The 13,183-nt window shown below is 65.2% G+C and carries 13 protein-coding genes; 1 reads left to right on the plus strand and 12 read right to left on the minus strand.

Translation table 11 applies throughout. The features are described 5' to 3' along the window. Positions 1-55 precede the first annotated feature (55 nt). The gene (gene hisD, locus AC3A3W_RS05685; protein WP_487441021.1) at positions 56-1,432 is read right to left on the minus strand and encodes a histidinol dehydrogenase; all 1,377 of its coding nucleotides are present in this window, start codon (positions 1,430-1,432) and stop codon (positions 56-58) included. 42 nt (positions 1,433-1,474) lie between these two features. Continuing rightward, a complete protein-coding gene (locus AC3A3W_RS05690) occupies positions 1,475-2,050 on the minus strand; it encodes a hypothetical protein (RefSeq protein WP_487441023.1) in 576 nt (191 codons plus the stop codon). Between the two features lie 180 nt (positions 2,051-2,230). Here AC3A3W_RS05690 and AC3A3W_RS05695 point away from each other — a divergent pair, with 180 nt between their 5' ends. After that, entirely contained in the window at positions 2,231-2,689 is a 459-nt protein-coding gene (locus AC3A3W_RS05695; protein WP_240460090.1) for a flavin reductase family protein, read from the plus strand. Here the strand turns inward: AC3A3W_RS05695 and dnaE are convergent. The 10 genes from dnaE to AC3A3W_RS05745 all read right to left on the minus strand — a co-directional run. Beyond that, positions 2,686-6,243: a DNA polymerase III subunit alpha gene (gene dnaE, locus AC3A3W_RS05700; protein WP_487441025.1), complete on the minus strand. Its 3,558-nt coding sequence runs from the start codon at positions 6,241-6,243 to the stop codon at positions 2,686-2,688. The two genes, AC3A3W_RS05695 and dnaE, sit on opposite strands and share 4 nt — an antisense overlap. A gap of 51 nt (positions 6,244-6,294) precedes the next feature. Beyond that, on the minus strand, positions 6,295-7,221 hold the full coding sequence (locus tag AC3A3W_RS05705; protein WP_487441027.1) for an RluA family pseudouridine synthase: 927 nt from the start codon (positions 7,219-7,221) through the stop codon (positions 6,295-6,297). Next, a complete protein-coding gene (gene lspA, locus AC3A3W_RS05710; RefSeq protein WP_487441029.1) occupies positions 7,214-7,786 on the minus strand; it encodes a signal peptidase II in 573 nt (190 codons plus the stop codon). Before lspA ends, AC3A3W_RS05705 begins: the two co-directional genes overlap by 8 nt. An 84-nt stretch (positions 7,787-7,870) precedes the next feature. Next, positions 7,871-8,560: a DivIVA domain-containing protein gene (locus tag AC3A3W_RS05715; protein ID WP_205652639.1), complete on the minus strand. Its 690-nt coding sequence runs from the start codon at positions 8,558-8,560 to the stop codon at positions 7,871-7,873. A gap of 170 nt (positions 8,561-8,730) precedes the next feature. Beyond that, positions 8,731-9,018 carry a YggT family protein gene (locus tag AC3A3W_RS05720; protein ID WP_487441030.1) on the minus strand — a complete coding sequence of 96 codons (288 nt, stop codon included), beginning with the start codon at positions 9,016-9,018 and terminating at the stop codon, positions 8,731-8,733. Between the two features lie 145 nt (positions 9,019-9,163). After that, the gene (locus AC3A3W_RS05725) at positions 9,164-9,691 is read right to left on the minus strand and encodes a cell division protein SepF (RefSeq protein ID WP_205652637.1); all 528 of its coding nucleotides are present in this window, start codon (positions 9,689-9,691) and stop codon (positions 9,164-9,166) included. An 89-nt stretch (positions 9,692-9,780) separates the two neighbouring features. Further along, complete coding sequence (locus AC3A3W_RS05730; protein WP_487441032.1) at positions 9,781-10,521, minus strand: YggS family pyridoxal phosphate-dependent enzyme; 741 nt, start codon at positions 10,519-10,521, stop codon at positions 9,781-9,783. Further along, positions 10,514-11,206, minus strand: a complete 693-nt coding sequence (locus AC3A3W_RS05735; protein ID WP_487441034.1) for a purine nucleoside phosphorylase YfiH/LACC1 family protein — start codon at positions 11,204-11,206, stop codon at positions 10,514-10,516. The genes AC3A3W_RS05730 and AC3A3W_RS05735 overlap by 8 nt, the downstream gene beginning before the upstream one ends. Positions 11,207-11,309: 103 nt before the next feature. Next, the gene (gene ftsZ, locus AC3A3W_RS05740) at positions 11,310-12,545 is read right to left on the minus strand and encodes a cell division protein FtsZ (RefSeq protein WP_487441036.1); all 1,236 of its coding nucleotides are present in this window, start codon (positions 12,543-12,545) and stop codon (positions 11,310-11,312) included. Between the two features lie 205 nt (positions 12,546-12,750). Beyond that, on the minus strand, positions 12,751-13,183 hold a 433-nt coding region (locus AC3A3W_RS05745), incomplete at its 5' end, for a cell division protein FtsQ/DivIB (RefSeq protein WP_487441038.1).

The raw sequence follows: 13,183 nt of genomic DNA on the forward strand, positions 1-13,183 counted from the left end.
CAGTTTACGACTAGATATAGCTGAATAACAAGCCTGTAATTACTACATCTAGTGGTTAGCGTCCGGCCCGAAAGCGGGCTGTCACGGCGTCGCCGTGGGCGGGCAGGTCCTCTGCCCCGGAGAGGCTGACGATGTGCCCGCTGACCTGTTCCAGGGCGGATTCCGTATAGTTGATGACCTGGATCGCGCGCAGGAAAGTTGTCACGTTCAGCCCCGAGGAGAAGGCGGCCGTTCCGCTGGTGGGCAGGACGTGGTTTGAGCCCGCGCAATAGTCGCCAAGGCTCACGGGGCTGTAGTCCCCCACGAAGATCGCCCCCGCATTCCTGATCCGGGCGGCGACGGCGGCAGAGTCCGCCGTCATGATTTCGAGGTGTTCTGCGGCGTAGGCGTCACAGGCTGCAATGCCCTGCTCGAGGTCATCCACCAGCACGACGCCGGACTGCGGGCCGGACAACGCCTCACGCACCCGCCCGCTGTGCTTGGTCGCCGCGGACTGGAGGTCAAGCTCTTCGCGGACATCGGCCGCGAGCTGCTCGGAATCCGTGATCAGCACCGAGGCTGCCTTGGGGTCGTGCTCGGCCTGGCTGATCAAGTCCGCGGCAACGAAGGCCGGGCGTGCTGTGGCGTCCGCCAGAATGGCGATCTCGGTAGTGCCCGCCTCGGAATCGATTCCCACAACGCCCTTGACGAGGCGCTTGGCAGTGGCCACGAAGATGTTCCCCGGGCCGGTGACAACGTCCACCGGCTCCAGGGCGGTTTCGCCCTCGGCGCCGGGAACTCCATAGGCAAATGCGGCGATGGCCTGTGCGCCGCCGATGGCGTACACCTCGTCGATGCCGAGGAGCGCGGCGGCCGCCAGAATGGTGGGGTGCGGGAGCCCGGAGAAGTCCTTCTGCGGCGGCGACGCCAGTGCGATGGACTGCACACCGGCCGCCAGCGCAGGAACCACGTTCATGATGACCGACGACGGGTAGACGGCAAGACCGCCGGGAACATACAGGCCCACCCGCGCCACGGGAACCCACTTCTGGCTGACAACGGCGCCGTCACCGAGGGCGACGTCGACATCGCCTGGGCGCTGGCCGTCGGCAAAGCGGCGGGCACGGCTGATCGATTCCTCCAGGGCCGCGCGGACTGCCGGATCCAGGCCGTCCAGGGCGGACTGCAGCGCCTCTGCGGGCACCCGCGGATGAGCCTGTTCCACGCCGTCAAAGCGGCGTGCAAATTCGGTCAGCGCGGCGTACCCCCGCTCCCGGACGGCAGAAATAATGTCCGTGACTTTCTGCTCTGCGTCAGCCACCGTCTCGTGCCGGGCACGCGGTACGGCCCCGCGGAGCTCGGCCAGGCTCAGGCGGCGGCCCCGCAGGTCTACGGTGCGGAAGTCGACGGCGGCGGAATTCGGGCGTGCGGAGCTGTCCGGAGAAGTGGTCACCGGTCCATTTTACGCGTCCACGGACCGGTGCCGGTGACGTGCTCAGACACCGCCGGTGTCCGCGCCCCCGTCCCTCGGGCGGTGCAGCAGTTCGAGCAGACTGATGGCGAAGTAGCCTCCCGCGACGGCTGCCGGCCACAGGAGCAGCACCGCGTAGGACCTCAGCGAAAAGGCGACACTCGCGCTGTCCGACGTGTCCTGGGGCCCGCCAAGCCAGAGGCCGGCCAGGAGCCCTGTCTGCCACGCCAGGACGGCCGCGGCGCCGCTGGCCGCCACGGAGAGCACCAGCATGCGGCCGGATCCCCCGTCCTTCCGGCCCGCCAGCAGCACCGCCACGAGACAGCCCGCGTGGAGGGACAGCCCGGCCAGAACGAGATCCCGCGGAAGCCACACCTCGGTGTTAGTCCCCGACGCCAGCGCGGCATTGCCGGACACGAGATTCAGGCCGCCGGGCGCAAGCAGCCACCACAGGACGCCGACGAGTATGCCCGATCCAACAATCCCTGCCGTCCACGGCCAGCTGCGGGGGCCGCGCCGACCGCGTCGCGAACCGCGTTCCCGGACGGCGCCCGCCCCGTCCTGGTGGCGGGACGGGGTTGCGGCTGCTGGTTGGGTCATGAAGAAACGCTAACAAATGTTCCCCGGCATTGCGGCACACGGCCCTGCTGCTCCGCCGGACTCACACAGCGCTGCGAAAGCCCAATACTCTTGTAGTAGGAGCCCGCAATCAACAGCTCAGCAGGGAGATCGATCACAGTGGCCTCAGATGACGCGGCCTTCGAGGGCACGTTCAAGGAAATGTTCCGCCGCCATGCGGCCGGAGTTGCCATCATCACGGTGAACTACAACGGGGTCCCGTACGGCTTCACGGCAACGTCTGTGGCCTCGCTGTCCGCCAAGCCGCCGCGCTTTACCTTCAACATGGCGCGCAGCTCCAGTTCCTGGCCGGCGGTGGCCAACACGACGTACATCGGTGTGCACATGCTGGGCCTGGAAAACCAGGAGCTGGCTGACCGGTTTGCCCGCACCAAGGAGCGCTTCGCCGGGGACCACTGGGCTCTTGGCCCCCATGAGGTCCCCATCCTCAAGGATGTTGCCGGCTGGCTGATCGGGCAGATCCAGATGCGGCTCTCCTTCGAAAACAACGCGGTGGTCGTCGTGGAAGTGGTGGAAGGCCAGGTGGGCGAAGACGGCACGCCCCTGCTCTACCACTCCGGCGCGTACGGCCAGCCCGTGCCGCTGGACTACGAAATCTAGGCGTCCAGGCAGGCCGGGCCAAGCAGCACTTTGAGGTCCCCGAAAAGGGAGGGGTTGGGATTGACCCGGAGGTGCACGGGCAAGCCCATGACCTCCACGCGCGTATCGCCCTGCAGGTTGATCCGCACCTCCGAATTGCCGCGGTGGTTGCGCAGCACATCCCCGAGTTCCGAGACCACTGCCTCGGTGGCCTTGTGCGTGGGCATCGTGATCACGATGGGGCCGTTGGCCCCCTCGCTAAGGTCCGGGACGGAAAGCTCCATGCAGTTCAAGGTGACGGCGCCGTCGTCGCGCCGTTGCAGGCGGCCCTTGACCACCACGATGAGGTCCTCGGCCAGAACCGAGGCGATGGGGCCGTACACCTGTCCGAAGAACATCACTTCCATGGAACCGCCGAGGTCCTCGATCTCCGCCCTGGCGTAAGCGTTGCCGCTGGCCTTGGCGATCCTGCGGCTGAGCGAGGTGATCATGCCGGAAATCGTGACGATCGCGCCGTCGTGCGGGCCGTCCTCGGCGATGATCGAGGTGATGGACTGGTCGGCGTGCTGGCTCAGGAGCCCTTCAAGGCCCTGCAGCGGGTGGTCCGAGACGTACAGTCCGAGCATGTCGCGTTCGAACGAGAGCTTGTCCTTCTTTTCCCATTCGGGAAGGTCGGGAATCTCGATGCTCAGGGACGCCTCCGATTCGGCCTCATCGAAACCGGCGAAGAGATCGAACTGGCCGATCGCCTCATTGCGCTTGAGGGTAATGACCGAGTCGATGGCCTCTTCGTGGATCATGGCAAGCGCGCGCCGGTGGTGGCCCAGCGAGTCGAACGCACCTGCCTTGATCAGGGATTCCACGGTGCGCTTGTTGCACACCACGGCCGGGACCTTCATGAGGTAATCCTTGAAGGACGTGTAGGCGCCCTCGCTCTCCCGCGCGGCCACCATGGCTTCCACGGCGTTGACGCCGACGTTGCGGATGGCGCCCATCCCGAAGCGGATGTCGTTGCCCACAGGGGTGAAGTTAAGTGCTGACTCGTTGACGTCGGGAGGGAGCACGGTGATGCCCATGCGCCGGCATTCGTTCAGGTAAATCGCCGACTTGTCCTTGTCGTCTCCGACCGAGGTCAACAGGGCGGCCATGTACTCGGGCGCATAGTGGGCCTTCAGGTAGGCGGTCCAGTAGGAAATCACTCCGTAGGCGGCCGAGTGTGCCTTGTTGAAGGCGTAGTCGGAGAACGGCAGCAGGATGTCCCAGAGCGTCTTGACGGCTTCCATCGAGTAGCCGTTGTCCTGCATGCCCTGGGAGAAGCCCGCGAACTGCTTGTCCAGCTCGGATTTCTTCTTCTTGCCCATGGCGCGGCGCAGGATGTCGGCCTGGCCGAGGGTATAGCCGGCGAGCTTCTGCGCCACGGCCATAACCTGCTCCTGGTACACGATCAGGCCGTAGGTCCCGCCCAGGATTTCGGAGAGCGGTTCTTCGAGCTCCGGGTGGATGGGGATGACTTCCTGGATCTTGTTCTTGCGCAGCGCGTAGTCGGTGTGCGCGTTGGCGCCCATCGGGCCGGGCCGGTAGAGGGCGAGCACGGCGGAGATGTCTTCGAAGTTGTCGGGCTTCATCAGCTTGAGCAGCGACCGCATGGGTCCGCCGTCGAGCTGGAAGACGCCGAGGGTGTCGCCCCTGGCCAGCAGCTCGTAGGACGCGGTGTCGTCAAGTTCCAGGGTTTCGAGGTCCAGGTCGATGCCGCGGTTCATCTTGATGTTTTCCAGGGCGTCCGAAATGATCGTCAGGTTCCGCAGCCCGAGGAAGTCCATCTTGATCAGGCCGAGGCCCTCAGAGGTCGGGTAGTCGAACTGGGTGATGACCTGGCCGTCCTGGAAGCGGCGCATGATCGGGATCACGTCGATGATGGGGTCCGAGGACATGATGACGCCTGCGGCGTGCACGCCCCACTGCCGCTTCAGGCCCTCGATGCCCAGTGCAGTCTCGAAAACCTTGGCAGCCTCGGGGTCGGTGCTGATCAGCTGGCGGAAATCACCGGCCTCGCTGTAGCGCTTGGCGTCCTTGTTCTGGATGTCGGCGAGCGGAATGTCCTTGGCCATCACGGCCGGCGGCAGCGCCTTGGTCAGCGTCTCGCCCATGCTGAAGGGGTAGCCCAGCACGCGCGAGGAGTCCTTGAGGGCCTGCTTGGTCTTGATGGTGCCGTAGGTGACGATCATCGCCACACGTTCGTCGCCGTACTTGCGCGTGACGTAGTCGATCACTTCGGAGCGGCGCCGGTCATCGAAGTCGACGTCGAAGTCAGGCATGGAGACGCGGTCCGGGTTGAGGAAGCGCTCGAAGATCAGGCCGTGGTGCAGCGGATCAAGGTCGGTGATGCGCATGGCATACGCCACCATGGAGCCTGCACCCGAGCCACGTCCGGGACCTACCCGGATGCCGTTGTTCTTGGCCCAGTTGATGAAGTCGGCCACCACGAGGAAGTAGCCCGGGAAGCCCATGGACGTGATGACGTCCAGCTCATAGTCGGCCTGTTTGCGGACCTTGTCCGGGATGCCCTGGGGGTAGCGGTAATGGAGTCCCTTGTCGACTTCCTTGACCAGCCAGGACGTTTCGTCCTCCCCTTCCGGGCAGGGGAACCGGGGCATGTAGTTGGCGCCGGTGTTGAACGACACTTCGCAGCGCTCGGCGATCAGGAGCGTGTTGTCGCACGCCTCGGGGTGGTCGCGGAAGAGTTCCCGCATTTCCTGTGGTGACTTCAGGTAGTAGCCGCTGCCGGAGAAGGCGAAGCGGGAGCCGCCATTGTCGTACGTGGGCTCGAGCAGCGTGGATCCGGACTGGATGGCCAGCAGTGCCTCGTGTGCTTTGGCGTCGTGCTGGTGCGTGTAGTGCAGGTCGTTGGTGGCGACGAGCGGGAGATTGAGCTCCTTGGCGAGCCGCAGCAGATCGCCCGTGACGCGCCGTTCGATGTCGAGGCCGTGGTCCATGAGTTCGCAGAAGTAGTTCTCCGCCCCGAAGATGTCGCGGAACTCCGCGGCCGCCTCGAGTGCCTCGCGGTACTGGCCGAGCCGCAGCCGGGTCTGGACCTCACCGGAGGGGCAGCCCGTGGTGGCGATGAGCCCCTCGGAGTACGTGTTGAGCAGCTCGCGGTCCAGCCGGGGCCATTTGCCGAAGACCGAATCCAGGGAGGCGATCGACGAGGCCCGGAACAGGTTGCGCATGCCAACGTTGTTGTAGCTCAGGAGCGTCATGTGGGTGTAGGAGCCGCCGCCGGAGATGTCGTCCTTGCGCTGGCTTTCATCGCCCCAGCGGACGCGCGTTTTGTCGCCGCGCGCGGTGCCGGGAGTCACATAGGCTTCCACGCCGATGATGGGCTTGATGCCCTTGTCCGTGGCCTTTTTCCAGAAGTCGAAGGCGCCGAAAAGATAGCCGTGGTCTGTGGTGGCCAGGGCCGGCATCCCGAGCCGCTCGGTTTCGTCGAACAGTTCACCGAGCCGGGCGGCGCCGTCCAGCATGGAGTACTCGGTGTGGGTGTGAAGATGGACGAACGAGTCATTGCTGGAAGTCACCGAACCATTCTAGTGGTCTCCCTCAGACATTCACCGCGACCACACCGGCGGTCAGGCCTTGCCGGACTCCAGGACTTCCAGCGCGTAGGCCAGATCCTCGGGGTATTCGCTGGTGACGGTCACGCGTTCCCCGGTCCTCGGGTGGTCGAAGCCAAGCTGCCGGGCGTGGAGCCACTGCCGGGTCAGGCCGAGGGTTGCGGCCAGCCGCGGGTCGGCGCCGTAGGTGAGGTCACCGGCACACGGGTGCCGCAGCGCTGCGAAGTGGACCCGGATTTGGTGCGTCCTGCCCGTCTCCAGGTGCACTTCCACCAGGCTGGCTTTTCCGTAGGCCTCAAGGACCTCGTAGTGGGTCACCGACGGCCGGCCGTCTTCGATGACGGCGAAGCGCCAGTCGTGGTCCGGGTGGCGGCCGATCGGCGCGTCAATGGTGCCCTGCAGGGGGTCCGGAAGTCCCTGGACCACGGCGTGGTAGACCTTGTCCACGGTGCGTTCCTTGAAGGCGCGCTTGAGTGCCGTGTAAGCCCGCTCCGTCTTGGCGACCACCATGACGCCGGACGTGCCGACGTCCAGGCGGTGCACAATACCCGCCCGTTCGGCGAATCCTGACGTGGAGACGCGGTATCCGGCGCCTGCCAGCCCTCCCACCACGGTGGGCCCAACCCAACCCGGAGACGGGTGGGCCGCGACCCCTACCGGCTTATCGACGACCACAAAGTCGTCGTCGTCCAGCAGTATCTTCAGGCCTTCCACAACTTCCTCCACAACTTCCAGGGGGTCCCGCCGCTCCGGGACCGTCACGTGGAGCACGGTGCCCGACGCGAGCTTGGCGGACTTGCCCACCTTTTTGCCGCCGCTGAGGACATTGCCTTCGGCAATGAGCACTGCCGCCTGCGAGCGGGACACGCCCATCAGCTTGGCCAGCCCGGCGTCCACCCGGCTGCCGTCCAGCTCCTCTGGCACCACCACCCGTTCAGACATCCTTGCCCCCGTCCCGCTTGGCTGCCGTGTGGCGCGTGCCATCCAGTGCGATGCCGCGCAGCGTGAGCAGGCAGATAATGACCACCGAGGACACAACGGCCGAGTCCGCGATGTTGAAGATCGCGAAGTTGGGCAGCTGGATGAAGTCGACCACGTGGCCCATGGCGAAGGACGGCTCGCGGAAGAGCCGGTCCGTCAGGTTGCCAAGGGCTCCGCCGAACAGCAGGCCCAGCGCCACTGCCCACCAGGCCGAGCCCAGCCGGCGCAGCTGGAACACAATGGCGACGGAGACAGCCACCATGATGATGGTGAAAACCCACGTCACGTTCTCACCAATGGAAAAGGCGGCGCCGGAATTGCGGATGTAGTACCAGTGCAGCAGCGGCGGCAGCACCGGGATCCGTTCCCCCTCCACCATGGTGCCCGTCACCCACAGTTTGGTGAGCTGATCGAACAGGTACGCGAAGACAGCCAGCCCGGCGAACAGGGAGAGGAGGGCCGCCCGGCGTGGCCGCGGGCGCGGAGTGGCTGGATGGGCTGCGTCGGCGGCGAGTTCGTCAGTCATGGTGCTTTCATTCGGGAAACGTTCTTGTTAATCACAAAAGCCGGTGGCCGAGGAATCCTCAGCCACCGGCTTTCAGAATACGTGCTAAACGGCGGCGTTGCTTTCGCCGACCTCGGGAGCTGCCACAGAGCCGCGGGCGTCCAGGTCGCGCAGCTGGCCTTCGATGTAAGCCTTGAGGCGCGAGCGGTAGTCGCGCTCGAAGCCGCGGAGCTGCTCCACCTTGCGCTCAAGGACCGAGCGCTGCTGCTCCAGGGCACCGAGGATCTTGCGGGACTTTTCCTGCGCGTCGTTGACGAGGCTGCTGGCTTCGATCTGTGCTTCGGCAATGATCTTGTCGCGCTGCTCCTGGCCGTCGGCGACGTGGCGGTCGTGCATCTGCTGCGCCATGGCGAGCAGGCCCGCAGCGGACTCGGACACGCCACCACCGGCAGCGGGGGCCTGTGGTGCAACAGCGGCAGCCTGCTCGGCTTCCTTCTTCTTGGCAAGCTCGGCGGCCTTTGCTTCGGCTTCGGCTTTCGCGCGCGCCTCATCCTTGTCCGCCTTGGCGGGGGCGGGAACCTTCTCAACGACAGGTGCCACTGATGTGGAGGCCGCGGGGGTTCCGCTGCCGCCCTCGGCGAGCTTCTTGCGAAGTTCGTCGTTTTCCTGGTTCAGGCGGCGCAGTTCCACGACGATTTCGTCCAGGAAGTCATCAACTTCGTCCTGGTCGTAGCCTTCGCGGAACTTGGTCGGCTGAAAGCGCTTGTTGACAACGTCTTCTGGCGTCAAAGCCATCTGGTCACCTCGTTGGTCTAGTTAGTCAGTAGGCCTTCCGGCCGTCAAAACTACGGTACCTAAATATGGTCTGGTTCCTCTAATTCAACACGTTGTGTCAAACCGGAGATTCTCCGCGCAGGCCGCGTTCCCCCTCGGGAGCGGCCGTTGCGCTGAAAGCTGCTGTGAAACTATGCGAAGGACCTGGCGATGGCCATCGCGATGCTGAGGGCAATGAACAACACCAGGAAGCCAAGATCAAGCGAGACGCCGCCCAGCCGCAGCGGCGGAATGACGCGGCGCAGGACCTTGAGCGGGGGGTCCGTCACGGAGTACACCGCATGGGCGGCCACAAGCGCCATGCCCCGGGGCCGCCATTCACGGGCGAACATCTGGACCCAGTCAAACACGAGACGCACAATCAGGGCCACGAAGATGAACAGCAGGACAATATAGACGAGCCCGAATACTAGTCCCATGAGCTAACCCAAATCTCCATGTTCATTCCGGATGCCGGGGGCGTCCTGTAAGTCTGACTTCAGTGCTGCACCGTTATTCAGCACAACTACCATTTCAACACGGATGCCAGGCAGGTGTCCCTGCCTGGCATCCGGAGAGCCTGCCTCAGCTCTGGTTGAAGAAGCTGGCCGTGGTCTCGCTGGCCTTCTTGTCATCGCCGATGACTTCAATGTACGACGGCGACAGCAGGAAAACCTTGTTGGTGACGCGCTCGATGCTGCCGCGGAGGCCAAAGACCAGTCCTGCAGAGAAATCCACGAGCCGCTTCGCGTCCGCCTCGCCCATGTCCGTGACATTCATGATGACGGGGATGCCGTCCCGGAAGCTTTCGCCGATGAGTTTGGCGTCGTTGTAGGAGCGCGGGTGGATCGTGGTGATCTGCCGCAGTCCGGTGGTCTCTTCGCGGCTCGATGCCGCACGTTTAATAGGTGTCACGGGTGCGCGGTATTCCTCTTCGGCGGCGGGTGGCGCTTCACGGACGACCTCGCGGACAGGCGCCGGTGCACGGCGTTCCTCGCGGTCAGGCTCCATTTGGTCCTCATCCTTTTGCTGGGTGGAAAGCTCAGACTCGTAGTGCTCTTCGCCATCGGCGAGCCCAAGATAGATCATTGTCTTGCGCAGAGCGCCGGCCATGGTCGACTCCTAATCGTGTCCGTAAGCGGGCCGCCCAAAAAAGACTGACAGCATTGGAATCCCCGCCATTCACTTCCAATACTCAGACGCTATCGCACCGCCGGGCGCGATCCGAGAATATCCGAGCCGATTCTGAGGTGTGTCGCGCCGAAACGGATGGCGGCTTCCAGGTCCTGGCTCATGCCTGCGGAGATCGCGACGGCGGCAGGGTGGCTGGACGTGAGCCGCGCCGAAATGTCCGCAAGTTTTGCGAACGCGCGGTCGGGGTCAGCCCCCAGGGGAGCCACCGCCATGATGCCGGCCAGCCGAAGGCCCCCGGCCTCCTCCAGCTGGTCGGCCAGCAGCGGAACGTCAGCAGGCGCGGCCCCGCCGCGGTGCGCCGCGGGGTCGTCGTCGAGACTGACCTGAATGAAACAGTCCAGGCTGTCCCGTCCCGACCTCTCCTGTTCTGCGGCCATCGCCCGGGCCAGTGACTCCACGAGTTGCGGACGGTCCACGGAGTGGACGGCATGGGCATACCTGACCACGGTCTTGGCCTTCTTGCTTTGGAGTTGGCCCACGAAGTGCCACCGAATATCCAGCCCGCTCAGCACATCCGCTTTTTGGGAGGCCTCCTGGTCCCTGTTCTCCCCGAAATCGGACACGCCCAGTGCGGCGAGCCGGCGGACGTCGTCGGCGGGATGGAACTTGGAGACGACAATCAGCCGCGGCGGGTCGTCGGTGCGGCCGGCAGCGGCGGCAGCATCTGTGATCCGGAGCTGCACGGCGTCCAGCCGCCGCTTCAGCTCGTGCGTCCGGGCGTCCGCATCCGGCGCTAATGCCTCATTCATGGGACCATACCAATCCCGCGAACCGCCCTGACAGGCGGTCCCGGCGATAAGAGTAGAGTTCTTCGGTCTCCAGGGTGCAGGGTCCGCGGTATTCGACCGGCACACCCAGGGATTCGAGCTGGCGTGCGGCACCGCGCGGCAGGTCAAGTGCGGGCGTTCCCCAGCTAGTGGTGGACCAGGCAGACGGCACGGTTGCGGCAACGTCATCCCGCAACTCGGCCGGAACCTCGTAGCATTGGCCGCAGATTGACGGGCCCAGCCAGGCGCGGATGTCCCCCGCGCCCTGCGCCCGCATCCGGTCAACCGCCGCCGGGATCACCCCCGAGGCCAGTCCCGGACGTCCCGCGTGAGCCACGCCCAGCACCGGGCCGGCGCCGCCGGTGTCGCCCACCAGCACCATCGGAATGCAGTCCGCAACCATGACCGCCAGGGGCTGCGTGCGGGACACCATCGCATCAGCAGTGGGGGCTACAGTCACAGAGTCCACCAAGGCCACGTGGTTTCCGTGGACCTGGTTCATGTACTGGAACCGGCGGGGCGCAATGCCAGCCGCTGCGTCCAGTTCTTCGCGGCGGCGCATGACGGACGGTGCGTCATCGCCCACGTGCAGGGCAAGGTTGCCTGCCCCGGTGTCCGTGAACGCCACAGACACCCCTGGCAGGACTTCAGCACGCCACAGAAACAATCAGAACACCGACAGCAATCAAAAACACCAACAATCAGGAGAGCTTCAGCAGGGGACGCCGGACGGCAGTGCCGTCCGGCGTCCGACTGCTAAGGAAGGGCGCCTACTTCAGGAAGTCCGGAACGTCCAGGTCATCCGAGCGGCCGCCGGAGAGGTCCGGCTCCACGACCGACGGAAGGTCGACGTCGAACCCCGAGTCTGCGGGGACCGCAGACTGGCGCTGCTGGCCCCAGCTGCCCAGACCGGCAGCCCCGACTCCGGCATGCACCGGCTGGACGTGGACCTGCTGCTGGCTGGCCGACGGCGCCGGACTGGACGGAGCGGATGCCGGTACCGCCGGACGCTGCGGGGCGGCCTGCGGCTGCGACTGGTCCATGGACGGCGATGTGGCCTTGACGTCGTCAAAGCCGGCGGCGATCACGGTTACGCGGGCCTCGTCCCCGAGGGCGTCGTCGATCACGGCACCGAAGATGATGTTGGCTTCGGGGTGTGCCACTTCCTGGACGAGGCGGGCGGCCTCGTTGATCTCGAACAGCCCAAGGTCGGAACCGCCCTGGATCGAGAGCAGCACGCCGTGCGCGCCGTCGATGGACGCCTCGAGCAGCGGCGAAGCGATGGCAAGTTCGGCAGCCTTGACAGCCCGGTCCTCACCACGGGCGGAACCGATGCCCATCAGGGCTGAACCCGCGCCCTGCATGACGGACTTGACGTCGGCGAAGTCGAGGTTGATCAGGCCGGGGGTGGTGATCAGGTCGGTGATGCCCTGGACACCGGACAGCAGGACCTGGTCGGCGGAACGGAAGGCGTCCAGGACCGAGACGTTGCGGTCACTGATGGACAGCAGACGGTCGTTGGGAATGACGATCAGGGTGTCAACTTCGTCGCGCAGAGCGTCAATGCCGGCCTCTGCGGAGCCCGCGCGGCGGCGCCCTTCAAACGTGAATGGGCGCGTCACGACACCGATGGTCAGGGCACCCAGGGAGCGGGCGATGCGTGCCACGACCGGCGCACCGCCGGTGCCGGTGCCACCGCCCTCGCCGGCGGTCACGAAGACCATGTCGGCACCGCGAAGCACTTCCTCGATCTCGTCAGCGTGGTCCTCGGCAGCCTGCTTGCCGACCTCGGGGTTGGCTCCTGCACCAAGCCCGCGCGTCAGTTCCCGTCCGACGTCAAGCTTGACGTCGGCATCGCTCATCAGCAGCGCCTGGGCATCGGTGTTTATCGCGATGAATTCGACACCGCGGAGACCCACCTCGATCATGCGGTTGACTGCGTTCACGCCACCGCCGCCGATGCCGACGACCTTGATGACGGCCAAGTAATTCTGCGGAGCTGCCACGTTACGTGTCCCTTGTTCGTGTCCTATTGCGAAATCTGATGGAGTCGAGCTTGAAGCTTTGAACCTTAACCTTCGAGTTGAAGGTTATAGTTATGTCAAGTAACTCATGTCTGTGACGCTATTTCCTATGCTTCGTACATTCAATAACCGAGGCAGCGTGTCGTACTAATCACCCCGAAATACGGCGTGTCAGCAAGTCACGGAATCAGCGCGTCACGGGGTGGCGCGGCACGCTGACATCGTAAACGTTGACTGGATTGGCCGGGTCCGCGGGAACCTTCAGCAGCGCCTCCAAAACCCGTGCCTTCAGTTCCTTCTCGCTTTCGTTGCCCCAGATGATGGTCTGGCCGTCCACCAGCTTCAGTTGAACCGCGTCCACGGACTTGGCGGAAGCGTTCGAGAGCTTGGCAAGAACGGTGGCCGGCAGGGCGCCCAGCACGGCGGTGGTTGCTTGGAAGAGGTCCTTGCCGATCGCCCCGGCGCCGCCGTCGATGACCGGCAGCTTCACGTTGGCAGGATCGGCCGTGGCGGTGAGGCGCACCCCTTCCACGTCCACCAGCAGGTACTCAGCGCCGCGCTTCACGAGCGCCACGGGGACACGCTCCTGGACCTGAACCACCAGCTCGGACGGCGGGCGG

The sequence above is a fragment of the Arthrobacter sp. Soil_N43 genome, from assembly GCF_057655195.1.

Coding starts and splice junctions, on each gene's coding strand:
- AC3A3W_RS05720 (WP_487441030.1), bottom strand. CDS start 9,018: ATGGGACTAGTATTCGGGCTCGTCTATATTGTCCTGCTGTTCATCTTC.
- AC3A3W_RS05705 (WP_487441027.1), bottom strand. CDS start 7,221: ATGTCTGAACGGGTGGTGGTGCCAGAGGAGCTGGACGGCAGCCGGGTG.
- AC3A3W_RS05690 (WP_487441023.1), bottom strand. CDS start 2,050: ATGACCCAACCAGCAGCCGCAACCCCGTCCCGCCACCAGGACGGGGCG.
- AC3A3W_RS05715 (WP_205652639.1), bottom strand. CDS start 8,560: ATGGCTTTGACGCCAGAAGACGTTGTCAACAAGCGCTTTCAGCCGACC.
- AC3A3W_RS05730 (WP_487441032.1), bottom strand. CDS start 10,521: ATGAATGAGGCATTAGCGCCGGATGCGGACGCCCGGACGCACGAGCTG.
- AC3A3W_RS05725 (WP_205652637.1), bottom strand. CDS start 9,691: ATGGCCGGCGCTCTGCGCAAGACAATGATCTATCTTGGGCTCGCCGAT.
- AC3A3W_RS05695 (WP_240460090.1), top strand. CDS start 2,231: ATGTTCCGCCGCCATGCGGCCGGAGTTGCCATCATCACGGTGAACTAC.
- lspA (WP_487441029.1), bottom strand. CDS start 7,786: ATGACTGACGAACTCGCCGCCGACGCAGCCCATCCAGCCACTCCGCGC.